This window comes from Promicromonospora sp. Marseille-Q5078 (genome assembly GCF_050315395.1).
Taxonomy (GTDB): domain Bacteria; phylum Actinomycetota; class Actinomycetes; order Actinomycetales; family Cellulomonadaceae; genus Isoptericola.
The window spans coordinates 2,244,876-2,266,872 of the sequence record NZ_JBNPQG010000001.1 but is presented as its reverse complement, the minus strand read 5'-3'; the positions used below and the strand labels follow the sequence as shown (position 1 = coordinate 2,266,872).

Below are 21,997 nucleotides of genomic sequence, written 5' to 3'. Positions count from 1 at the left end.
GGGCGGCCCGCACCGGGCGGGGTCAGCCCTGCCCGGGCCCGGTCAGGCGGTGACCTGGGCGACGACCGACAGGACGGCGTCGATCGTCTGCTCGAAGTCGAGGTCGGAGGAGTCGACGGTGACGACGCCGTCGGCCGCCACCTGGAACTGGCTCACCGTCGAGTCGTCACGGTCGCGGCGCAGCACCTGGTCGCGCGTCGCCTCGACGGCCGACGCGTCGGCGGCGCCGTGCACCTCGAGCGAGCGCCGGCGCAGCCGCGCCTCCTCGCTCGCGGTGAGCAGCACGCGGGCGTCCGCGTCGGGGGCGACGACGGTCGTGATGTCGCGGCCCTCGGCGACGACGCCCTTGCCGCCGGAGAAGCCGCCGGGCGCGTCCTCCGCCTCGATGACGGCGCGCTGCCGGCGGCGCAGCTCCGCGCGGACCTCCAGGTTGGTCGCGACCTGCGACACCGCGGTGGACACCTCGGTGGTGCGGATGGCCTCGGCCACGTCGCGGCCGTCCAGGAGCACCGAGGGCGCGGCCGGGTCGACGCCCATCTCCAGCGGCATGGCGCGCACGGCGTCCGCCACCGCCGCCTGGTCGGCGAGGTCCGTGCCGCCGTCGACGCACCACAGCGTCGCGGCCCGGTACATCGCGCCCGTGTCGAGGTAGGCGAGCCCCAGCCGGGCCGCCACCGCCTTCGAGACGCTGGACTTGCCGGACCCGGAGGGACCGTCGACGGCGATAACGACCACGTGTGAGCTCACCTTCTGTTGACGCGCGGCGTGGCCGCGCGGTTGCTGCTGGACTCGGAGGGACAGGTTCGGGGCGAGTGCCCGACGGGGACGTCACATGTCGACGTCGCGCATGAGCGTGCCGAGCTCGGTGCGCCCGAGCACCCGCGAGCGCCCCACCCGCAGGTCGCCCAGGGCGATCGGGCCGATCCGGGTGCGCACCAGCCGGGTCACGGGGAAGCCCACGGCCTCGAGCATCCGGCGCACGATGCGGTTGCGGCCCTCGTGCAGCACGACCTCGAGCATCGTGGTTCCCGGCACCGCATCGACCACGCGCACCTTGTCGGCACGGGCGAGCCCGTCCTCGAGCTCGACGCCGTCGGTCAGCTGCTTGGCGTGGCGCGGGTAGAACTCGCCGCCCGTCACGGTGACGAGGTAGGTCTTGCGGATCTCGTAGCGCGGGTGCGCGAGCCGGTTCGCGAGCTCCCCGTCGTTGGTGAGGATCATCAGGCCCTCGCTGTCGGCGTCGAGGCGGCCCACGTGGAACAGACGCTCGGAGCGGTCCTTGACGAGGTCGGTGAGCGTCGGGCGGCCGTCCGGGTCGCTCATCGTCGACACGACGCCGAGCGGCTTGTTGAGGGCGATCGTCACCTTCGTCGCGTCGAGCTGGACCCGCATCCCGTCCACGTGCACGACGGCGGTGGCAGGGTCGACGCGGACGCCGAGCTCGGTGACGAGGACGCCGTCCACCTCGACGTGCCCCTCGGCGATCAGCTCCTCGCACTTGCGGCGCGAGCCGAGGCCCGCCTGGGCCAGCACCTTCTGCAGCCGGACGCCGTCGGCGACGTGCACGTCGTGGTCCGGCTCGGCGGACCGCGGTGCGGGACGACGGGTGGCGGCGCCGCGCGGGCGCTGCGACCGCTGTGCGGCGGGGCCCTGCGGACGGCTGGTGCGGCGGCTCCCGCCGCGGCGTTCGGTGCTCATGGTGCCCGATTCTCTCAGGTCGGGCGGGGCGCGCCCGACGACGGGGCGCCCGGCCCGCCGGCGGCGTCCCGGTGGGCGGCCAGGACGGCCGCGAACGCGGAGGCGAGGCGAGGTGCGACGGCGGTCGCGTCCTCGACGTCGCCGCACACCATCGCCCCGTCGCGCAGCATCATCAGCTCCGCCGCGGCCGCCCGCGGGTCGTCGGCCCCCGCATCCTGGGCGACGTCGCCGAAGAAGCCCGCGTACCAGGCGCGATGGGCCGCCACGGCGCGCCGCACGGGGTGCGCCGGGTCCGCGTACTCCGCCCCGGCGTTGACGAACGCGCAGCCGCGGAACTGCGGGCTGCGCGCCACGGTGCCGAGCACCTCGGCCAGCGCCGCGAGCGTGCCGCCGGGGTCCCCGGCATGCTCAACCCGGAGCCGCGCGAGCTGCACGCGCTCGGCGTCGGCGATCGCCTCGAGATAGGCGACGACGAGGTCGTCCTTGGTCCGGAAGTGCCGGTAGAAGGTGACCTTCGACACACCCGCCGCAGCGATCACCTTGTCCGCGCTCACGGCGCGGATCCCGTCCGCGTAGAACAGCCGGCTCCCCGCGTCGAGGATCCGCTCGCGCACCTGGCCGCGCCCGGCCGTCGCGGGATCGGGCGTCGCGGCGGCCGCCGTCCTGGTTCCCATCGTCCCAACCTCTCACGTCCGCGCGGCCGACAGGCCGCTGCTTGCGGCGACGATCGCCGCGTGGTCTAGTAGACGAACTAGTACCCCTACATAGGAGGATGCACCATGAGCGCGATCTACACCGCTGTCGCCACGGCCACCGGCGAGGGACGGGACGGGCGCTCCCGGACCGACGACGGCGTCCTCGACGTCGACCTCGCGATCCCGAAGGAGATGGGCGGCGCGGGCGGCGCCACCAACCCGGAGCAGCTCTTCGCCGCCGGGTACGCCGCGTGCTTCCACTCCGCGCTCAAGCTCGTCGCGCGGCGCGAGAAGGCCGCCGTCGGGGACTCCGCGGTCGTCGCCGAGGTCTCGCTCCTGCCGACCGACGAGGGCGGCTTCGGCCTCGCCGTCGCGCTGCACGCCGAGATGAGCGGCGTCGACCAGGCCACCGCCGACACGCTCGTCCGGGCCGCGCACCAGGTGTGCCCCTACTCGAACGCCACCCGCGGGAACGTCGAGGTCACGGTCGACGCCACCGTCGCCTGAGGTCGGTCCGTCCCGTCGCTCCGCACGGGCGCGCCACGGTCACTCCGTCGGACCGAGGGACCCGTCCTCCGCCCGGCCGCGCAGCAGGGCCGAGGACGGGTCCAGGCCGATCGCCTCCTCGACGTCCGGGAGGTGCGGAGCGAGCGGCGGCAGCGCGTCGAGCGACGTCCAGCCCATCCGGTCGAGGAACTCGCCGGTGGTGCCGAACAGCACCGCCCCGGTCATCGGGTCCTGGCCGGTCTCGGCGATCAGCCCGCGCGCGAGCAGGGTGCGCACCACCCCGTCCACGCTGACCCCGCGCACCGCCGACACCTGGCCCCGGGTCACCGGCTGCCGGTAGGCGATCACCGCGAGCGTCTCGAGCGCGGCCTGGCTGAGCCGGGACGACTGGCCCTCGAGCACGAAGGCCCCCACGACGTCCGCCTGCGCCCGGGCCGAGTACACGCGCCAGCCGTCGGCGCCCTCGCGCAGCTCGAAGCCGCGCGGCCGGGCGCCCGTCTCGCCCCGATACTCCGCCGCCAGCTCCTCGAGAACGGCGGACACCTCCGGCACGGGCCGCGCCACGCCGGACGCCAGGCGCTCGACCGGCACCGGGGCCTCCGTGACCATGAGCACGGCCTCCAGCGCCGCGGCCAGCCCTCCGGGCAGGTCGTCGACGTCCACCTCGAGCTCCGGCACCTCCGGGGCCTGCTCGGTCGTCTCGGGCTCGGCCGTCTCGGGCTCGGCCGTCCCCGGCTCGGCCGTCCCCGGCTCGGTCACGTCCGTCTCCTGCGTCATGCCACGATCTCCCTCACGTCCGTCCCGCCCTCGCCGTCGGTGGCGGACCCGTCGAACTCCTCGAACCCGGCCGCGAGCGACCCGTCGTCGAGCACGCCGGCGTCGTCCCCGCCGTCCCCGGCCGTCCAGCGCACGGTGAGCTCCCCCAGCGCGGCCGCCTGCTCGAACGCGACGCGGCCGGACCGGAACAGCTCCAGCAGGGCGAGGAAGCGAGCTACCGCGACCAGCCGCTCCTCCCCCGCGACCAACGCGCGGAACGTCGCGACGTGCTCGCGCCGCAGCCGCCGCGCCACCACCCCCGCCTGCTCGCGCACGCTCACGGTCGGGGCGTGCAGGTGCTCGAGGCCGACGACGGGCGGGAGCTTCGGCTCGAGGGCCTTGGCCGCCAGCTCCGCCAGGCGCGCACCGTCCAGCGTCCAGACGAGCTCGGGCAGCAGCGCCGTGAGGTGCGGCTCGAGCGGCACGGACCGCGGCACGCGGCGCCCCTCCGTCTCCAGGCGCTCCGCCAGGATCCGGGAGATCTGCTTGTACGCGCGGTACTGCAGCAGCCGGGCGAAGAGCAGGTCGCGGGCCTCGAGCAGCTCCAGGTCCTCGGCGTCCTCCTCGACGACGCCGGGCAGCAGCCGCGCGGCCTTGAGGTCCAGCAGGGTGGCCGCGACGACCAGGAACTCGCTCGCGGTGCCGAGGTCCCACGACGGGTGCTCCTCGCCGCGCGCCGTGGCGGCGCGGGCCTCCTCCTCGGCGGCACGGATGTGCGCGACGAACTCGTCGGTCACGGCCGCGAGCGCCACCTCGGTGACGTCGAGCTCGTGCTTCGCGATCAGCGACAGCAGCAGGTCGAACGGTCCCGTGAAGTTGTCGAGGTGCACCTCGAACCCGGGGCGCCCGCCCGCGGCGCCCGTCGGCGCGTCGGGCGCGACGCCGCCGGCGGCAGGCTCCGCGGCGACGTCAGGCAGCGTCACCACGGGCGACGAGCTCCCGCGCGAGCTGCCGGTACGCGGCGGCCCCGGCGTGCGTCGGCGCGTAGTTGGTGATCGGCTCGGCGGCGACGGACGCGTCCGGGAACTTCACGGTGCGACCGATGACGGTGTGCAGCAGCGTGTCGCCGAAGGCCTCGTGCACGCGGGCCACCACCTCGCGCGAGTGCAGCGTGCGCGAGTCGTACATGGTGGGCAGGATGCCGTCGATCTCGAGCGCCGGGTTGAGCCGGTCGCGCACCTTCTCGATCGTCTCCACGAGCAGCGCGACACCGCGCAGCGCGAAGAACTCGCACTCGAGCGGGATGAGCACGCCGTGCGCGGCCGTGAGCGCGTTGACGGTCAGCAGGCCGAGCGACGGCTGGCAGTCGACGAGGATCACGTCGTACTCGTCCAGCGCCGGGCGCAGCGCCCGGGCGAGCACGGACTCGCGCGCCACCTCGCCGACGAGCTGCACCTCAGCCGCGGACAGGTCGATGTTCGCCGGCAGCACGTCGAGACCGTCGATGTTCGTGGGCTGGAGCACGTCGGTGTAGGTGACGTCGCGCTCCATGAGCAGGTTGTAGACGCTCAGGTCGAGCTCGTGCGGGCTGACGCCCACCCCGACCGACGCGGCGCCCTGCGGGTCGAAGTCGACCAGCAGCACGCGCCGGCCGTACTCGGCCAGCGCGGCGCCCAGGTTGATGGTCGTCGTGGTCTTGCCGACGCCGCCCTTCTGGTTGCACATCGCGACGATGCGCGCCGGCCCGTGGGAGGCCAGCGGCGCCGGGTCGCGGAAGTCGGGCAGCGGTCGCCCGACGACGTCGGTTCGCGGTGCCTCGGTCCCGCCCGCCGGACTGCCCGGGGCGGGGCTGGTCGCGGGGGCCGCGGCCGGTGAGGCGTCGCTCGTGGTCGTCTGCGTCATGGTGTCGCTCCCGAGTCCCTCGCTCACCTGCGTCACGCTACCCCAGCACCTGTCGGGGTCCGGGCGGCACGCCGGGCGCGCCGCCCATCCCCCTCGCCGTGTGATCGAGCGCCCGCGGGTGCGCCGCGGCGTACACCTCGCGCAGGGCCTCGCGGGTCACCATCGTGTAGATCTGCGTGGTCGTCACGGACGCGTGCCCCAGCAGCTCCTGCACCACCCGCACGTCGGCGCCGCCCGCCAGCAGGTGGGTCGCGAACGAGTGCCGCAGCGTGTGCGGCGACACGTGCTGCGTGAGCCCGGCGCGCTCCGCCGCCGCCTGCAGCACCGACCAGGCGGACTGCCGCGACAGGCGCGCGCCGCGGGTGTTGAGGAACAGGGCCGGGGTGCCGCGTCCGGCCGACGCGAGCGGCGACCGGGCCCGGACCAGGTAGGCGTCGATCGCCGTGCGCGCGTAGGACCCCACCGGCACCACCCGCTCCTTGTCCCCCTTGCCGCGCAGGCGCACCGACCCGGCGGCCTGCGCCCCGTCGTCGCCCGGGTCGGTGGCGACCAGCCCGTCGACGTCGTCGACGTCGAGGCCGACCACCTCGCTGATGCGCCCGCCCGTGGAGTAGAGCAGCTCCAGCAGCGCGCGGTCGCGCAGCGGGACCGCGCCGTCGCCCGAGCCCGCCGCGTCGAGCAGGCGGGCCACCTCGTCGATCGAGAGCGCGTGGGGCAGGCGGCGCAGCGTGCTCGGGGCGTGCACCTGCGACGCGGGGTCCGCGCGGGTCACGCCCTCGGCGTGCGCGAAGCGGTGCCAGCCGCGCACGGCGGCGAGGGCGCGGGCGGTGGACGACGGCGACAAGGGCGCCCCGCCGTCCGTGCCCTGGCGCAGCACCAGCACGTAGTCCTCGACGTCGCGCTCCCCCACGGCGTCCAGGCCCGAGCGCCCGGACGCCTCCAGGTGACGGGCGTACCGACCGAGGTCGCGCCGGTAGGCCGACACGGTGTTGGCCGACAGCCCGCGCTCGACGCCGAGGTGCGCCAGATAGTCCTGCAGCGCGGCCGTCAGCGCGGGCGAGAGGGTCGGGGCGGGCGACGTGTCGGGCACCGGCCCATCATGCCTCGCGGTCGCGACGGACCGGCGCGGCGCCGCGGGGGGCGGGCTCAGAAGGGCAGGAAGACGTCGACCGCGACCGCGATGAACAGCACCGTGAGGTACGTGATCGAGCCGTGGAAGACCTTCATCGCGCCGAGCTTGCCCCGCTCGGGGTGGTCGGCGCGGCGCAGCATGGAGATGACGAGCCACAGGAACCAGCCGCCCGAGGCGACCGCGACGACGGTGTAGAACCACGACATCCCGGCGAGCGGCACGAGCGCCAGCGAGCAGACGATCATCGCGACCGTGTGCGCGACCATCTCGATCGCGACGCGACGGTCCGTCGCGACCACCGGGAGCATCGGGACGCCGGCGTTGGCGTAGTCCTTCTTGAACTTCACCGACAGCGGCCAGTAGTGCGGCGGCGTCCAGAAGAAGATCACGCCGAACAGCGCGACGGCGGCCCAGCTGAGCGAGCCGGTGACAGCGGCCCAGCCGATGAAGACGGGCATGCAGCCGGCGATGCCGCCCCACACGATGTTCTGCGGCGTGCGCCGCTTGAGGATCATCGTGTAGCCGACCACGTAGATCGCGATCGCGGCGAAGGTCAGCCAGGCGGAGGCGACGTTGACCAGCAGCGCGAACCAGAGCAGCGAGACGACGCCGAGCGCCGTGGCGAACACGAGCGCGGCCCGCGGGGTGATCTCACCGGTGGCCAGCGGGCGCCGCTTGGTGCGGTTCATCACCTGGTCGATGTCGCGGTCCAGGTAGCAGTTGAAGACGTTGGCCGACGCCGCGGCCAGCGTGCCTCCGACGAGCGTGAGGACCACCAGCCACAGGTCGGGGAGCCCGCCCTGGGCGAGGATCATCGTCGGCAGCGTGGTGACCAGGAGCAGCTCGATGATGCGCGGTTTCGTCAGCGCGACGTACGCGCCGACCCGGTCCCGCCATCCCTTGCCCGGCGCCGCGGTCGGACCGCGGCGCTCCGGCCGGTCGGCATCGGCACGCTCCCGCTCGGCCCGCACGGCTGCGCGGGTCGGCGTCGACGGGTGGGACGTCGTGGTGCTCGTGGTGCTCACGCGCGTGCTGGTCCGTTCTCGGCTGGGGGTCCGGGGCGCTCGGGCGACGGGGTAGGTCGCCGCCTCATCGTACGCCGAGGTCACCGGCGCGGCGGCCCGGGCGATCGGCACGCGGCTGTGAGAAATACCCGTCACCGCGCCCCCTCCCCGGACAATGTGCGGCCGAGTGTCCGGCCGAGTGTCCGGCCGCCGCGACGGCGCGCCCACCTGATGGGACGAACGCGGTCGGGACGGGCGCGCCGGGAATGCTCGGCGCTATCGTGGTGCTGCACAACGGTGAACAGCGGGCCGCCCGTCCCCCGGTCGGCCCCTCGCCACCGTGCCCCGCCGTCGCGTCGAGGACCCCGTTGCGGCGTCCGGCGCGCCGGCGCCCCGTACCGGCAGAGCAGCAGCAATCACCCGGGGCTCGCTCCGGGCAGGAAAGAGGCACATCTGTGAACGCGTTCGACCCCGTCGTCGCCCCGCTCGAGTGGAGCTCGCTCGACGACCGCGCGGTGAAGACCATCAAGGCGCTGGCCGCCGACGCCGTCGAGAAGGTCGGCAACGGCCACCCCGGCACCGCGATCTCCCTCGCGCCCGCCGCGTACCTCCTGTTCCAGAAGACGATGCGGCACGACCCGAGCGACCCGCACTGGGTGGGTCGTGACCGGTTCGTCCTCTCCGCGGGGCACTCGTCCCTCACGCTGTACCTGCAGCTGTTCCTCGCCGGCTACGGCATGGAGATGGGCGACCTCGAGGCGCTGCGCACGTGGGGCTCCCAGACCCCCGGCCACCCCGAGGTCCACCACACGCCGGGCGTCGAGATCACCACCGGGCCCCTCGGCCAGGGGCTCGCGTCGTCCGTCGGCATGGCGATGGCGGCCCGCCGCGAGCGCGGCCTGCTCGACCCGGACGCCGCCCCCGGCGAGTCCCCGTTCGACCACCACATCTACGTCATCGCGTCGGACGGCGACCTCCAGGAGGGCGTCACCTCCGAGGCCTCGTCGCTCGCGGGCACGCAGAAGCTCGGCAACCTCGTCGTGATCTGGGACCAGAACAAGATCTCGATCGAGGACGACACCGACATCTCGTTCACCGAGGACACGCTCGCCCGCTACGCCGCCTACGGCTGGCACACGCAGGCGGTCGACTGGACGCAGGGCGGCACGGGCTACGCGGAGGACGTGGACGCGCTCGCCGCGGCGCTCGACGCCGCGAAGGCCGAGACCGACCGGCCGTCGTTCATCGCGCTGCGCACCATCATCGGCTGGCCCTCGCCGACCAAGCAGAACACCGGCGGGATCCACGGCTCGGCCATGGGTGCCGACGAGGTCGCCGGGCTCAAGACCGCCCTCGGCCTCGACCCCGAGGCGTCCTTCCACATCGACGACGACGTGCTGTCGTACACGCGCGCCGTGGCCGAGCACCAGGCCACCGAGCGGGCGGCCTGGGACCGGTCGTTCGAGGCGTGGAAGACCGCTGCCCCCGAGGCCGCCGCGCTCCTGGAGCGCCTCACCGCGCGCGAGCTGCCCGCGGACTGGACCGACTCGCTGCCCACGTTCGAGGCCTCCGAGAAGGGCGTCGCGACCCGCGCCGCGTCCGGCAAGGTGCTGACCGCCCTCGCCGACGTGCTCCCCGAGCTCTGGGGCGGCTCCGCCGACCTCGCCGGCTCGAACAACACCACGATGGACGGGCAGCCCTCGTTCATCCCCGTCGAGCACGCGACGAAGAAGTTCCCCGGCCACGAGTACGGCCGCACGCTGCACTTCGGCATCCGCGAGCACGGCATGGGCTCGATCCTCAACGGCATCGTGCTGCACGGCCTCACCCGCCCCTACGGCGGTACCTTCCTGCAGTTCGCGGACTACATGCGGGCCTCCGTCCGCCTGGCCGCGCTTATGGAGATCCCGACCACCTTCGTGTGGACGCACGACTCCATCGGCCTCGGCGAGGACGGCCCGACCCACCAGCCGGTCGAGCACCTGGCCGCGCTGCGCGCCATCCCGAACCTCGACATCGTGCGCCCCGCGGACGCGAACGAGACCGCGTGGGCCTGGCGCGGCATCATCGAGAACACGTCGAACCCGGCCGGCCTCGTGCTGACCCGGCAGAACGTCCCCACCTACCCGCGCGGCACCGACGGCTTCGCCGGCGCCGAGGGCACGCTCCAGGGCGCGTACACGCTCCTGGACGCCACGAACGACGAGACCGGCGCGCCGGACGTCATCCTCGTGGGCACCGGCTCCGAGGTGCAGCTCGCCGTGCAGGCGCGCGAGCAGCTCGCCGCGGAGGGCGTCGCCGCCCGCGTCGTCTCCATGCCGAGCCGCGAGTGGTTCGACAAGCAGGACGCGGACTATCGCGAGTCGGTGCTGCCGGCCGCGGTGAAGGCCCGGGTGTCCGTCGAGGCGGGCGTCGCGCAGGGCTGGCGCGACATCGTCGGCGACGCCGGCCGCAGCGTCTCGCTCGAGCACTACGGCGCGTCGGCGGACTACCAGACGCTGTACCGGGAGTTCGGGATCACGGCGGAGGCCGTCGCGGCCGCCGCCCGGGAGTCGCTCGCCGCCGTGCGCGGCGCTGGCGACGCCGCCTGAGCACTCGTAGATTCCCAGGGTGGGGCGTCGGCCACCGGCGCCCCACCCGGCCCCTCCTCGAGGCCTCCGACTTGGAAGGACGTCCGATGACGCAGAGCACCGTCCCCGCACCGATCACCGACCTGACCGGCGCCGGGGTGTCCATCTGGCTCGACGACCTGTCGCGCGAGCGCCTGCGCAGCGGCAACCTGGCGGCCCTCGTCGCCGAGCGGGGGGTCGTCGGCGTGACCACCAACCCGACGATCTTCGCCAAGGCCCTCTCCAGCGGCGACGCCTACGACGCGCAGCTGGCCGAGCTCGCCGGCTCCGACGTCGACGCGGCCGTGGAGGCCATCACCACCGACGACGTGCGCGCCGCGGCCGACCTGCTGCGGCCCGTCTACGACGCCACGGACGGCGTGGACGGGCGGGTGTCCATCGAGGTGGACCCGCGCCTCGCGTACGACGCCGACAAGACGGTGGTCGTCGCGGAGCGGCTGTGGCGCACCGTCGACCGGCCGAACGTGTTCATCAAGATCCCCGCGACCGTGCCGGGCCTCGACGCCATCTCCCGGACCCTCGCCCAGGGCATCAGCGTCAACGTCACCCTGATCTTCTCGATCGAGCGCTACCGGTCCGTCATGCAGGCGTTCGCGATCGGCCTCGAGCAGGCCCGCGCCGACGGCATCGACCTCGGCCCGATCGGGTCGGTCGCGTCGTTCTTCGTCTCCCGCGTCGACTCGTCCGTGGACGCCGCGCTCGAGAAGATCGGCACCCCGGAGGCGCTCGATCTGCGCGGGCAGGCCGCCGTGGCCAACGCCCGCCTCGCGTTCGAGGCGTACGAGCAGTTCCTCGCCACGGACGAGTGGCGCTCCCTCGCCGCCTCGGGCGCCCACCCGCAGCGGCCGCTCTGGGCCTCGACCGGTGTGAAGAACCCCGAGTACTCCGACACCCTCTACGTCGCCGAGCTGGTCACCGACGGCGTCGTGAACACGATGCCGGAGCCGACGCTGCAGGCGTTCGCCGACCACGGCGTCGTCACCGGCGACACGGTGCGCGGCACCGCGGGGTCGGCCCGCCGCACCATCGAGACGATCGAGTCGCTCGGCGTCTCGCTCGCCGAGGTCACGGACCACCTCGAGACCGACGGCGTCCGCAAGTTCGAGGACTCCTGGACCGAGCTCCTGGACACCGCGTCCGCGGGCCTGAAGGCCCAGGCCGCCGGCTGACCGCCCTCACCGGGGCGCCGTCGCGCACCGGACCGCACCACCTCCCGCCCGCACGACGAAGAACGGTGCCCACCACGTGAGACCGGCCAAGATCACCGCCGAGCACAACCCGCTGCGCGACCCCCTCGACCTGCGGCTCCCCCGCATCGCCGGCCCCTGCGGCCTGGTGATCTTCGGGGTCACGGGCGACCTGTCGCGCAAGAAGCTCATGCCTGCCGTGTACGACCTGGCGAACCGCGGTCTGCTGCCGCCCGGCTTCGCGCTCACGGGCTTCGCCCGGCGCGACTGGGAGGACCAGGACTTCGCGCAGGTCGTGCACGACGCCGTCAAGCAGCACGCCCGCACCCCGTTCCGCGAGGCCACCTGGCGGCAGCTCGCCGAGGGCATCCGCTTCGTGCAGGGCTCGTTCGACGACGAGGACGCGTTCGAGCGGCTGCGCCAGACCGTCGAGACGCTCGACGCCGAGCGCGGCACGGGGGGCAACCACGCCTTCTACCTGTCCGTGCCCCCGAGCGCGTTCCCGGTCGTGTGCCGGCAGCTGTCGGAGTCCGGCCTGTCGAAGTCGTCCGAGGACGCCTGGCGCCGGGTCGTCATCGAGAAGCCGTTCGGCCACGACCTCGAGAGCGCGCGCGCCCTCGACTCGGTGGTCTCGGAGGTCTTCGACCCCGAGTCCGTGTTCCGGATCGACCACTACCTGGGCAAGGAGACGGTCCAGAACCTCCTCGCCCTGCGGTTCGCGAACCAGATGTTCGAGCCGCTGTGGAACAACAACTACGTGGACCACGTGCAGATCACGATGGCCGAGGACATCGGCATCGGCGGGCGCGCGAGCTACTACGACGGGATCGGCGCCGCCCGCGACGTCATCCAGAACCACCTGCTGCAGCTCCTGGCGCTCGTCGCCATGGAGGAGCCGGTGAACTTCGACGCCGAGGCCCTCCGCGCCGAGAAGATCAAGGCGCTGTCCTCTGTACGCCTCCCACGGGACCTCGGCCGGCACACGGCCCGCGGCCAGTACGCCGGCGCGTGGCAGGGCGGCGAGAAGGTCGCCGGGTTCCTCGAGGAGGAGGGCTTCAACCCGGACTCCACCACGGAGACCTTCGCCGCCGTGCGGCTCGACATCGACAACCGCCGCTGGGCGGGCGTGCCGTTCTACCTGCGCACGGGCAAGCGCCTGGGACGCCGGGTCACCGAGGTCGCGGTCGTCTTCAAGACGGCGCCGCACCTGCCGTTCGAGTCCTCGCTCACCTCCGACCTGGGCAGCAACGCCCTGGTCATCCGGGTGCAGCCCGACGAGGGCGTCACGCTCCGGTTCGGCGCCAAGGTGCCGGGCACCGCCATGGAGGTGCGCGACGTGACGATGGACTTCGGGTACGGGCACTCCTTCACGGAGTCCTCCCCCGAGGCCTACGAGCGCCTGATCCTCGACGTGCTGCTCGGCGACCCGCCCCTCTTCCCCACCCGCGAGGAGGTCGAGCTGTCCTGGAAGATCCTCGACCCGATCACCGAGTACTGGGCCGGCAAGGGGAAGCCGGAGCCGTACCCGTCCGGCACCTGGGGCCCGCCGTCCGCGGACGCGATGATGGCCCGCGACGGCCGGTCGTGGCGGCGGCCGTGAGCCTGCTCGTGCACCCCGCCGTGCCACCGGTCCACCCGCCGGTCGCGACCCCGTACGACGCCGCCCGCGCCGCGGCGAGCCGCGCTCACCGAGGAGTTCCCCGATGATCATCGACATGCCGGACACGACCACCAACGCGGTCGGCAAGCGGCTCGACAACCTGCGCGACGAGGGGGGCGCGGTCGCGCTCGGCCGGGTCCTGACGCTCGTCGTCGTCGCCGACGAGGCCGACATCGAGGAGTCGGTGCGGGCGGCCAACCAGGCCAGTCACGAGCACCCCTGCCGCGTCATCGTCGTCGCGCCCCTGGCGCAGCGCGACCCGACCACGCCCCGGCTCGACGCCGAGATCCGGGTGGGCGGCGACGCAGGCGCCTCGGAGGTCGTCGTCCTGCGCGCCGCCACGCCGATGCGCGAGCACACCGACACGCTCGTCATGCCGCTCCTGCTCCCGGACGCCCCGATCGTCGTCTGGTGGCCGACGGGCGGCCCCGACGACCCCGCCAGCACCCCGATCGGCGCGATGGCGCAGCGCCGCATCACGGACACCACGACGGCGCCCGACCCGGTGGCGATGCTCCACCGGCTGGCGGGCTCCTTCCGGCCCGGCGACACCGACCTGGCCTGGGCGCGCGTCACGCTGTGGCGCGGCCTGATCGCCGCCGCCGTGGAGCAGCCCCCGTACGAGCGCGTGACCGCGGTCAGGGTCGAGGGTCAGGACGAGCACACGTCGCTCGACCTGCTGGCGGCGTGGCTCGGCCAGCGCCTGCGCTGCCCCGCCACCGTGGTGCGCACGAACAGCGACGACGCGATCACCCGCGTCACCCTCGAGCGCAAGAGCGGTCCGATCGTGCTCGACCGGCCCGACGGCCGGGTCGTGTCGATCACCCAGCCGGAGAAGCCGGAGCGGCGCATGGCGCTCCCGATCCGGGCGCTGAGCGAGGCGCTCATCGAGGAGCTGCGGCGGCTCGACCCCGACGAGCTGTACGGCGAGGTCCTCACCAAGGGCGTGTCCCGCGTCGAGACCGTGAAGGCGGACGCGTGAGCGACGCCGCCGCGACGGGTGCCACGCCGGGTGCCGCGCCGCTCGTCGTCGTCCACCCGGACCCGGCGGTGCTCGCCGAGGCCGCCGCGGCGCGCCTCCTGACCCTGCTGCTCGACGCGCAGTCCGTCCGCACGCCGGTGCACGCCGTGCTCACGGGCGGAACCGTCGGCATCAAGACCCTCGCCGCGGTGGCCGCGAGCCCCCTGCGCGCGGCGGTCGACTGGTCGGGGGTCCACCTGTGGTGGGGCGACGAGCGCTTCCTGCCCGACGGCGACCCCGACCGTAACGAGACGCAGGCACGCGCCGCCCTCGTGGACGCGCTGGTCGACGCGTCGGGCCTCCCGGCCGACCACGTCCACGCGATGCCCGCGCGTGGCGCCGTCGCGGGCGGCCGCACCGTCGAGACGCCCGAGCAGGCCGCCGACGCATACGCGGCCGAGCTTGCCCGCTTCGCCGGCGCAGCGGTCGCGGTGCCGGAGTTCGACGTCCTGCTGCTCGGCATGGGACCGGACGGCCACGTCGCCTCGCTGTTCCCCGGCCACGACGGGCTCGGCGCGCGCGGTGCCACCGTCGGCGTGCACGGCTCCCCGAAGCCGCCGCCGGAGCGCGTCTCCCTCACGTTCGACGCCATCGGGCGCGCCCGTGAGGTGTGGGTCGTGGCCGCCGGCGCGGAGAAGGCCGCGCAGGCCGCCGCCGCGCTGGCCGGCGGCCCCGTGGCGGAGGTCCCTGCCGCCGGGGCGCGCGGCACCGCGCGCACGCTGTGGCTGCTGGACGCCGCGGCCGCGGCGCCCCTCGCCTGACCGCGATGCCGGACGGCCCCCTCCTCATGCGAGGATGGGGCCGTCCGTCGACAGGTACCAGCGGTACGGCCGGTCCTCGTACCGGGGACCGATCTGCACCCGCTCCAGCCCCAACCGGTCGAGCGCCGCACACGACGCCACCTCCGCGGGCAGGACGCGGAAGACGTGGGCCGCGAGCGGCCATGCGGTACGCAGCCAGTCCTGCACGGCCCGCACCACCTCGTCCACCAGGCCGGTCGTCTGCTCGTCCTGGCGAACCCAGAACGTCACCATCGCCGACGGCGCCGACCCGCCCCGATCGCCAGCGGCCCCAGGGAGCGGGCCGTCGAGCGGCCTGACGTACAGACAGCCCACCGCCCTGCTCCGTCGCGGGTCCAGCAGAGCGAAGGTGAACGCCCGCCCGCTCTCGTGGTCCTTCGCGTGCGCGGCGACGAGCTCCAGGTCCTCTCCGAGGGTGAACCCCTCCGCCCGCCACCGACCCGCGCTGTGCAAACGGATCACGTCGGGGCTCGCCGTATAGGCCTCGTGGTCCAGCTCGACGAGCGCCGCGGTGAGAGGGGTCACGACGAGGCGCGCGTTCTGCAGGCCGTCGACGACGGGCGCAGTCCCCGCGAGCTCCGCTCCTGTGGCCCGGCGCGGCGTCAACTCGCTGAGCGGTGCCGAGCGGCGAGGAGCCGGCCGGGGGTGTCGTCGTCGAACTCGGCGAAGAACTCCCCCACGCGCTCGGTGAGCTCGTTCATGCCGTCGCACGCGAACAGCGTCGGCTGGTAGTGCGAGATGTCGTACTCCACGGTGCCCATGGAGTAGAAGTCCAGCGGCAGGATCGTGGCGCCGCGGAACTCCTCGATCTCTCCGTACGAGGAGAGGAGCCCGGCGCCGTAGCAGCGCAGCTCGCCGTCCTCGTACATGACGCCGAACTCGATGGTGAACCAGAAGACGTCGGCGACGAACTGCAGGCCCTCCGCGGTCTCGCACCGCCGCGCGGCCTCGCCGGCCCGCCGCTTCACGTCGGCGATCGCCGGGTTCGCCAGCAGGTTCCCGTGGCCCACCACCTCGTGGATGATGTCGGGCTCCGGCGTGTACAGCGGCTGCGAGCCGTGCCGCAGGTACTGCGTGGAGTGGAACACGCCGTCGGCGAGCGAGCCGTAGAACTGGTCCAGCGGCACCAGCCCGGCGGCGGGGTGCAGCCGGAAGTCGCTCAGCCGCTCCAGCCCAGCGCTGACCTCGTCCAGCTGGGGCACACGGTCGGTGGGCAGGCCGAGGGCCTCCTTGCCCTCCAAGAACCCGCGGACGGCCAGCCGCTCGTGCTTGGGCGCCAGCTCCGCGCACACCGTGCGCCAGATCGCGTTCTCCCCGTCCGTGTACTCCACCCGGGGCACCGGGTCTCCCGGCTTCCAGCGCAGCGCCGGACCGGCGATGACCTCCCGCCGCCGCCGGTACTCGGGGTCGTTCGCGCCGGGGTGGTCGTCAGCGAGGTGCACCGTGACGCCGTTCTCGTCCTCGGTGACGGGGGCGTAGAGCTGTCCTTCCTCGAACATGGCGACAGACTACGCCCGGCGCCCCCGTCTCGACAGGTGGACGTCGCGGCTCCTCAAGGACTGCCCCACGGGATCGCCCGGGTGTGTCAGCTCGCCCGGCGCAGGCCCGTGCGACGTGCCCGCAGCGTCGCGAGCGCCTCCTCCAGCAGGGCCGCGCCGTCCTCCTCGGACCGCCGCTCCTTCACGTACGCGAGGTGCGTCTTGTACGGCTCGTTGCGCGACGGTGACGGCGGGTTCGCGGCGTCCAGGCCGGCGGGGAACCCGCAGCGCGGACAGTCCCAGAACTCCGGCGGCTGCACGTCCTCGTTCGCCGAGAAGCTCGGCGTCGTCTCGTGCCCGTTGGCGCACCAGTACGACACCCGCACCCGGGGTGCCGCCTCGCCGCGCTCGGTTTCTCCCAAGGGACCCGCGCCCACGCGCGAGCCCCGGATCGCATGACCAGCTGTAGCCACGTCCTGTCGTCCTCACCTTCGACTCAGTGGGCGTCTACCCACGGACGATCTTCGTGAACCATCGGGACGGACAGGGCCGCCCCGCGTGCCCCCGCGCCGGCCCGGGGGCCGGCGACGGTCGCGTCGTGCCGGCTCAGCTCACCTTCGTGATGAGGCCCAGCAGCACGATCACGACGAACCAGACGAGCGCGAAGCTCACCGTGATCCGGTTGAGGTTGCGCTCGGCGACGCCGGAGCTCCCGGCGGCGCTCGAGATGCCTCCGCCGAACATGTCGGACAACCCGCCGCCCTTGCCCTTGTGCATCAGGATGAGCAGGGTCAGGAACCCGCTGGTGATGACCAGAAGAACCTGAAGGATGATCTGCAACGCGTCCACGATGTCCTCGGCTGTCCTCGTTCGTCGTCCGCCCCGCGGGACGGGCTCGGCACCGGGACGTCGTCCCGGCCGGGTCAAGACTAAGTGACGGACGCCTCCCGAGGCGAACACCGGTGTTTCCACCGTGTGACGATCCCGGGAGGCGTCCTTGGTGCGGGCTCGCGCCCGCTGTCGTCGGCGTCGCGTCAGGCGACGTGCGACTGGTAGCGCGCGATCTTGGCGAACTCGACCGGGTCGAGGCTCGCCCCGCCCACGAGGGCGCCGTCGACGTCCGGCTGCGCCATGATCTGCGCGACGTTGCCCGACTTCACCGAGCCGCCGTAGAGCACCCGCACGCCTGCGGCGAGCTCGGCGTCGTAGAGCTCCGCGAGCCGGCCACGGATCGCGCCGCAGACCTCCTGCGCGTCCTCGGGGGTCGCGACCTCGCCCGTGCCGATGGCCCACACCGGCTCGTAGGCGATGACGACCTGCGCGGCCTGCTCCGCGGTCACGTCGGCGAGCGCGGCGTCGACCTGCGCGAGCGTGTAGGTGACCTGGTCGCCCGCCTTGCGGACGTCCAGCCCCTCCCCGACGCACAGGATCGGGACAAGGCCGTGCTCGAAGGCGGCGCGCACCTTCGCGTTGACGAGCGCGTCGTCCTCCGCGTGGTACTCGCGGCGCTCCGAGTGGCCCACGGCCACGTACGTGGCGCCCAGGCGGGCCAGCATGGGGCCCGAGACCTCGCCGGTGTAGGCGCCCGACGCGTGCGTCGACAGGTCCTGGGCGCCGTAGCGCACCTCGAGCTTGTCGGCGTCCACGAGCGTCTGCACCGACCGCAGATCCGTGAACGGCGCCAGGACGGCGACCTCCACGGCCTCGTAGTCGTGCTTCGCGTCCTTGAGCGTCCACGCGAGCTTCTGCACCGCGGCGATCGCCTCGGTGTGGTCCAGGTTCATCTTCCAGTTGCCCGCCATCAGGGGCGTGCGGGTGGTGGCCACGATGGGCTCCTCGTTCTCTCGTGCGGGGGACGGACAGGTCAGGCGGCGAGGACGGCGAGCCCGGGGAGCTCCTTGCCCTCGAGCAGCTCCAGGCTGGCGCCGCCGCCGGTGGAGATGTGGCTGAACCCGGCCTCGTCGAAGCCGAGGACGCGCACGGCCGCGGCCGAGTCGCCGCCGCCGACGATCGAGAACGCGCCCGCGGCGGTCGCGTCGACGATGCCCTGCGCCACGGCACGCGTGCCCGCGGCGAAGGCGTCGAACTCGAACACGCCCATGGGCCCGTTCCACACGACGGTCTTCGCGTCCGCCAGCCGGGCGGCGAACAGCGCGCCCGAGTCCGGGCCGATGTCGAGGCCCATGGTGCCGTCCGGGATCGCGTCCGCGGGCACCGTGCGGTGCGGGGCGTCCGCGGCGAACGAGTCGGCGGCGACGATGTCGGTGGGCAGCACGATCTCGACGCCCGACTCCGCCGCCTGCGCGAGGTAGCCCTTCACGGTGTCGACCTGGTCGGCCTCGAGCAGCGACGAGCCCACCGAGTGGCCCTGCGCGGCGAGGAACGTGAAGACCATGCCGCCGCCGATGAGCAGGCGGTCGGCCTTCGTGAGCAGGTTCTCGATGACCCCGAGCTTGTCGGAGACCTTCGAGCCGCCAAGGACGACCGCGTAGGGACGCGCCGGGTCGGTCGTGGCGCGCGAGAGGGACTCGACCTCTTTGAGCACCAGGTCGCCGGCGGCGGCCGGGAGCACCTTCGCGACGTCGTACACCGACGCCTGCTTGCGGTGCACCACGCCGAAGCCGTCGGACACGAAGGCGTCCGCCAGCGCGGCCAGCTCGCCGGCCAGCTCCTCGCGCTCGGCGTCGACCTTCGAGGTCTCGCGGGCGTCGAAGCGCACGTTCTCCAGCAGCGCCACCTGGCCGTCGGCGAGGTCGGCGACCGTCTCCTGCGCGGACGGGCCCGTCAGGTCGGCCGCGAGGGCGACGTCCTGGCCCAGCAGCTCGCCGAGGCGTGCCGCGACCGGCGCGAGGGAGTAGGCCGGGTTCGGCTCGCCCTTGGGACGGCCGAGGTGGGCCGTCACGACGACGCGGGCGCCGGCGTCCAGCAGACGGCGCAGCGTGGGCAGCGCTGCCTTGATGCGGCCGTCGTCCGTGATCGTGGTGCCGTCGAGCGGCACGTTGAAGTCCGAGCGGACGAGGACGCGCTTGCCGCGCAGCTCGCCCAGGGAATCGATGGTCTTCATGAGGCCCACCTGTCCGTGAGGGCCCGGTGCGCGTCGCATGGCCGCACGCGCCGGGCGAGGGTGTTCTGTTCCGTACATGACGACGTCCGCGTGCGCTGCCGGGGTGCGGCGCGCACGCGGACGTCGTGACTCACGCTCGAGCGGTGTCGGGCGCCGGAGTCGTCAGAGCTTCTCGCCGACGTGCACCGTCAGCGCGACGAGCGAGTTGGAGTAGCCCCACTCGTTGTCGTACCAGGAGACGACCTTGACCTGGTTGCCGATCACCTTGGTGAGCTTCGAGTCGAAGATGCTCGTGTGCGGGTTGGTGACGATGTCCGACGACACGATCTCGTCCTCGACGTACTCGAGGGTGCCCTTGAGCGGGCCCTCCGCGGCGGCCTTGACCGCGGCGTTGACCTCGTCGACCGTCACCTCGCGCGGGGCCTCGAACGTGAGGTCCGTGGCCGAGCCGGTGATGACCGGCACGCGCAGGGCGTAGCCGTCCAGCTTGCCCTTGAGCTCCGGGAGCACCAGGGCGACCGCCTTGGCGGCACCGGTCGTGGTCGGCACGATGTTCTGCGCGGCGGCGCGGGCGCGGCGGAGGTCCTTGTGCGGGCCGTCCTGCAGGTTCTGGTCGCCCGTGTACGCGTGGATCGTCGTCATCAGGCCACGCTCGATACCGATCGAGTCGTTGAGGGCCTTGGCGAGCGGCGCGAGGCAGTTCGTCGTGCAGGACGCGTTCGAGATGATGTGGTGCGCGGCCGGGTCGTACTGGTCGTTGTTCACACCCATCACGAAGGTCGCGTCCTCGTTCTTCGCCGGGGCGGAGATGATGACCTTCTTGGCGCCGGCGTCGATGTGCGCCTTCGCCTTGGTGGCGTCGGTGAAGAAGCCGGTGGACTCGATGACGACGTCCGCGCCCAGCTCGCCCCAGGGCAGGTTGGCCGGGTCGCGCTCGGCGAGCGCACGGATCTTCACGCCGTCGACGATGATGTTCTCGTCGTCGTGGTCGACGGACTTGGGGAAGCGGCCGAGCACCGTGTCGTACTTGAGCAGGTGGGCCAGAGTCTTGTTGTCGGTCAGGTCGTTGACGCCGACGACCTCGATGTCCGCACCCGACTCCACGAGAGCGCGGTAGAAGTTCCGTCCGATCCGACCGAAGCCGTTGATCCCGACGCGGATGGTCACGATTGCCCTCCTCAGGGCGCGCCGGATGAGACCCGGCGCACACAATTGATGCCGACTTCCGCGCGCCACCACGGGCACGCTGATGAACGCGTCGCGACCCTGGGACCCCCGACGTCTTCCTCCGGGCGGTCAGCCTTGGGTCACGTCGTCGTCACCTGACGCCAAGAGCCTATACCCGAACCGGCGGTGCCGCCGACCCTGTGCGGCCCCGTGAGACATGTGGTCTGACCATATGGACCGCGGGCCGCCGGACCCTCTCCGACGAGCCGTCAGAGGTCCAGCAGGTCCGGGCTCAGGCCCGCCTCGGTGTCCGGGATCCCGACCTCGAGCGCGCGCTTGTCGGCCGTCGACAGCAGCCGCCTGATCCGCCCGGCGACGGCGTCCTTGGACAGCGGAGGGTCGGCGAGCTGGCCCAGCTCCTCGAGCGACGCCTCCTTGTGCGCCAGGCGCAGCTCCCCCGCCTGCCGCAGATGCTCGGGCACGTCCTCGGCCAGGATCTCGAACGCGCGCTGCACGCGGGCGCCCGCCGCCACCGCGGCCCGCGCCGAGCGCCGCAGGTTCGCGTCGTCGAAGTTCGCGAGCCGGTTCGCCGTGCCCCGCACCTCGCGCCGGGCGCGACGCTCCTCCCACACCTCGCGCGTGCGGACGGCACCCATCCGGCGCAGGATCTCGCCGATCGCCTCGCCGTCGCGGACCACCACCCGGTCCACCCCGCGCACCTCGCGCGACTTCGCCTGCACCCCCAGCCGGCGGGCGGCCCCGACCAGCGCGAGGGCCGCCTCCGGCCCGGGGCACGTCACCTCGAGCGCCATCGAACGGCCCGGCTCGGTGAGCGAGCCGTGCGCGAGGAAGGCCCCGCGCCACACGGCCTCCGCCTCCACGACGCCCGCCGAGACGACCTCGGGCGCCAGCCCGCGCACGGGCCGACCCCGGGAGTCCAGCAGCCCGGTCTGGCGGGCGAGGGACTCGCCGTCGCGCACGACGCGCACCACGTACCGGTTGTTCTTCCGCAGGCCGCCCGCCTGCACCACGATGAGGTCGCTCGTGTGCCCGTACAGCTCGGTGATCGACTGCCGCAACCGTGCCGCGGCCGCCTCGTCGTCCAGCTCCGCCTCGATCACCACGCGCCCGGAGATGATGTGCAGTCCGCCGGAGAACCGCAGCGTCGCCGAGACCTCGGCCTTGCGGCACGACGTCCGCGTCACCTTGATCCGCGCGAGCTCGTCCTTCACCTCTGCCGTCAGCGCCATGGCGTCATCCTGCCACGGGCGGCAAGCACCCTCGGCGCGGGCGACA

At 73.5% G+C, this 21,997-nt stretch carries 22 protein-coding genes; 6 read left to right on the top strand and 16 right to left on the bottom strand.

Annotated elements, in window-relative coordinates:
* Positions 1 to 42: 42 nt before the first annotated feature.
* The 3 genes from cmk to ACQFYA_RS10435 form a co-directional block, all read right to left on the bottom strand.
* On the bottom strand, positions 43 to 735 hold the full coding sequence (cmk, locus tag ACQFYA_RS10445; RefSeq protein WP_499123783.1) for a (d)CMP kinase: 693 nt from the start codon (positions 733 to 735) through the stop codon (positions 43 to 45).
* Between the two features lie 93 nt (positions 736 to 828).
* Positions 829 to 1,698: a pseudouridine synthase gene (locus ACQFYA_RS10440; RefSeq protein WP_499123780.1), complete on the bottom strand. Its 870-nt coding sequence runs from the start codon at positions 1,696 to 1,698 to the stop codon at positions 829 to 831.
* A 14-nt stretch (positions 1,699 to 1,712) separates the two neighbouring features.
* Positions 1,713 to 2,372 (bottom strand): TetR/AcrR family transcriptional regulator, encoded by a 660-nt coding sequence (locus ACQFYA_RS10435; protein WP_499123777.1) that lies wholly within the window; start codon positions 2,370 to 2,372, stop codon positions 1,713 to 1,715.
* A gap of 105 nt (positions 2,373 to 2,477) precedes the next feature.
* Between ACQFYA_RS10435 and ACQFYA_RS10430 the strand changes: the two genes are divergently transcribed.
* Positions 2,478 to 2,900, top strand: a complete 423-nt coding sequence (locus tag ACQFYA_RS10430; protein WP_499123775.1) for an organic hydroperoxide resistance protein — start codon at positions 2,478 to 2,480, stop codon at positions 2,898 to 2,900.
* Between the two features lie 39 nt (positions 2,901 to 2,939).
* Here ACQFYA_RS10430 and scpB read toward each other — a convergent pair whose 3' ends face one another.
* Genes scpB through ACQFYA_RS10405 form a run of 5 tightly spaced genes read right to left on the bottom strand, consistent with a single transcriptional unit; the run spans position 2,940 to position 7,715 of the window.
* Positions 2,940 to 3,677: an SMC-Scp complex subunit ScpB gene (gene scpB, locus ACQFYA_RS10425; protein ID WP_499123772.1), complete on the bottom strand. Its 738-nt coding sequence runs from the start codon at positions 3,675 to 3,677 to the stop codon at positions 2,940 to 2,942.
* Entirely contained in the window at positions 3,674 to 4,642 is a 969-nt protein-coding gene (locus ACQFYA_RS10420) for a segregation and condensation protein A (protein ID WP_499123770.1), read from the bottom strand. Before ACQFYA_RS10420 ends, scpB begins: the two co-directional genes overlap by 4 nt.
* Entirely contained in the window at positions 4,626 to 5,594 is a 969-nt protein-coding gene (locus ACQFYA_RS10415; protein WP_499123768.1) for a ParA family protein, read from the bottom strand. The genes ACQFYA_RS10420 and ACQFYA_RS10415 overlap by 17 nt, the downstream gene beginning before the upstream one ends.
* A gap of 1 nt (position 5,595) precedes the next feature.
* The gene (xerD, locus tag ACQFYA_RS10410; RefSeq protein WP_499123766.1) at positions 5,596 to 6,648 is read right to left on the bottom strand and encodes a site-specific tyrosine recombinase XerD; all 1,053 of its coding nucleotides are present in this window, start codon (positions 6,646 to 6,648) and stop codon (positions 5,596 to 5,598) included.
* Positions 6,649 to 6,704: 56 nt separating this feature from the next.
* A complete protein-coding gene (locus ACQFYA_RS10405) occupies positions 6,705 to 7,715 on the bottom strand; it encodes a heme o synthase (protein ID WP_499123763.1) in 1,011 nt (336 codons plus the stop codon).
* Positions 7,716 to 8,149: 434 nt separating this feature from the next.
* On the opposite strand from ACQFYA_RS10405, the gene tkt reads away from it, so the two are divergent.
* The 5 genes from tkt (at position 8,150) to pgl (ending at position 14,953) form a co-directional block, all read left to right on the top strand.
* The gene (tkt, locus tag ACQFYA_RS10400; RefSeq protein WP_499123761.1) at positions 8,150 to 10,285 is read left to right on the top strand and encodes a transketolase; all 2,136 of its coding nucleotides are present in this window, start codon (positions 8,150 to 8,152) and stop codon (positions 10,283 to 10,285) included.
* Positions 10,286 to 10,371: 86 nt separating this feature from the next.
* On the top strand, positions 10,372 to 11,493 hold the full coding sequence (gene tal / locus ACQFYA_RS10395; RefSeq protein ID WP_499123759.1) for a transaldolase: 1,122 nt from the start codon (positions 10,372 to 10,374) through the stop codon (positions 11,491 to 11,493).
* Between the two features lie 76 nt (positions 11,494 to 11,569).
* Positions 11,570 to 13,111 carry a glucose-6-phosphate dehydrogenase gene (zwf, locus tag ACQFYA_RS10390; RefSeq protein ID WP_499123757.1) on the top strand — a complete coding sequence of 514 codons (1,542 nt, stop codon included), beginning with the start codon at positions 11,570 to 11,572 and terminating at the stop codon, positions 13,109 to 13,111.
* A gap of 103 nt (positions 13,112 to 13,214) precedes the next feature.
* Positions 13,215 to 14,153 (top strand): glucose-6-phosphate dehydrogenase assembly protein OpcA, encoded by a 939-nt coding sequence (gene opcA / locus ACQFYA_RS10385; protein ID WP_499123755.1) that lies wholly within the window; start codon positions 13,215 to 13,217, stop codon positions 14,151 to 14,153.
* Positions 14,150 to 14,953 (top strand): 6-phosphogluconolactonase, encoded by an 804-nt coding sequence (gene pgl, locus ACQFYA_RS10380; RefSeq protein WP_499123752.1) that lies wholly within the window; start codon positions 14,150 to 14,152, stop codon positions 14,951 to 14,953. Before opcA ends, pgl begins: the two co-directional genes overlap by 4 nt.
* A gap of 24 nt (positions 14,954 to 14,977) precedes the next feature.
* On the opposite strand, the gene ACQFYA_RS10375 is transcribed toward pgl, so the two are convergent.
* The 8 genes from ACQFYA_RS10375 to whiA form a co-directional block, all read right to left on the bottom strand.
* The gene (locus ACQFYA_RS10375; RefSeq protein WP_499123749.1) at positions 14,978 to 15,517 is read right to left on the bottom strand and encodes a GNAT family N-acetyltransferase; all 540 of its coding nucleotides are present in this window, start codon (positions 15,515 to 15,517) and stop codon (positions 14,978 to 14,980) included.
* A 77-nt stretch (positions 15,518 to 15,594) separates the two neighbouring features.
* Positions 15,595 to 16,491 carry a phenylalanine 4-monooxygenase gene (locus tag ACQFYA_RS10370; protein WP_499123747.1) on the bottom strand — a complete coding sequence of 299 codons (897 nt, stop codon included), beginning with the start codon at positions 16,489 to 16,491 and terminating at the stop codon, positions 15,595 to 15,597.
* Positions 16,492 to 16,577: 86 nt separating this feature from the next.
* A complete protein-coding gene (locus ACQFYA_RS10365) occupies positions 16,578 to 16,943 on the bottom strand; it encodes an RNA polymerase-binding protein RbpA (RefSeq protein WP_499123745.1) in 366 nt (121 codons plus the stop codon).
* 133 nt (positions 16,944 to 17,076) lie between these two features.
* Positions 17,077 to 17,319 (bottom strand): preprotein translocase subunit SecG, encoded by a 243-nt coding sequence (gene secG, locus ACQFYA_RS10360; RefSeq protein ID WP_499123740.1) that lies wholly within the window; start codon positions 17,317 to 17,319, stop codon positions 17,077 to 17,079.
* A 185-nt stretch (positions 17,320 to 17,504) separates the two neighbouring features.
* The gene (gene tpiA / locus ACQFYA_RS10355; RefSeq protein WP_499123738.1) at positions 17,505 to 18,296 is read right to left on the bottom strand and encodes a triose-phosphate isomerase; all 792 of its coding nucleotides are present in this window, start codon (positions 18,294 to 18,296) and stop codon (positions 17,505 to 17,507) included.
* Between the two features lie 38 nt (positions 18,297 to 18,334).
* Positions 18,335 to 19,534 carry a phosphoglycerate kinase gene (locus ACQFYA_RS10350; RefSeq protein WP_499123735.1) on the bottom strand — a complete coding sequence of 400 codons (1,200 nt, stop codon included), beginning with the start codon at positions 19,532 to 19,534 and terminating at the stop codon, positions 18,335 to 18,337.
* A 162-nt stretch (positions 19,535 to 19,696) separates the two neighbouring features.
* Complete coding sequence (gap, locus tag ACQFYA_RS10345; RefSeq protein ID WP_499123732.1) at positions 19,697 to 20,701, bottom strand: type I glyceraldehyde-3-phosphate dehydrogenase; 1,005 nt, start codon at positions 20,699 to 20,701, stop codon at positions 19,697 to 19,699.
* A 269-nt stretch (positions 20,702 to 20,970) separates the two neighbouring features.
* Positions 20,971 to 21,951, bottom strand: a complete 981-nt coding sequence (whiA, locus tag ACQFYA_RS10340; protein ID WP_499123730.1) for a DNA-binding protein WhiA — start codon at positions 21,949 to 21,951, stop codon at positions 20,971 to 20,973.
* Positions 21,952 to 21,997 lie beyond the last annotated feature (46 nt).

Bases quoted from the DNA above. Each gene is read 5' to 3' on its own strand.
- ACQFYA_RS10370 (WP_499123747.1), bottom strand. From the start codon at position 16,491: ATGTTCGAGGAAGGACAGCTCTACGCCCCCGTCACCGAGGACGAGAAC.
- opcA (WP_499123755.1), top strand. From the start codon at position 13,215: ATGATCATCGACATGCCGGACACGACCACCAACGCGGTCGGCAAGCGG.
- ACQFYA_RS10430 (WP_499123775.1), top strand. From the start codon at position 2,478: ATGAGCGCGATCTACACCGCTGTCGCCACGGCCACCGGCGAGGGACGG.
- ACQFYA_RS10440 (WP_499123780.1), bottom strand. From the start codon at position 1,698: ATGAGCACCGAACGCCGCGGCGGGAGCCGCCGCACCAGCCGTCCGCAG.
- ACQFYA_RS10435 (WP_499123777.1), bottom strand. From the start codon at position 2,372: ATGGGAACCAGGACGGCGGCCGCCGCGACGCCCGATCCCGCGACGGCC.
- tal (WP_499123759.1), top strand. From the start codon at position 10,372: ATGACGCAGAGCACCGTCCCCGCACCGATCACCGACCTGACCGGCGCC.
- whiA (WP_499123730.1), bottom strand. From the start codon at position 21,951: ATGGCGCTGACGGCAGAGGTGAAGGACGAGCTCGCGCGGATCAAGGTG.
- ACQFYA_RS10350 (WP_499123735.1), bottom strand. From the start codon at position 19,534: ATGAAGACCATCGATTCCCTGGGCGAGCTGCGCGGCAAGCGCGTCCTC.
- scpB (WP_499123772.1), bottom strand. From the start codon at position 3,677: ATGACGCAGGAGACGGACGTGACCGAGCCGGGGACGGCCGAGCCGGGG.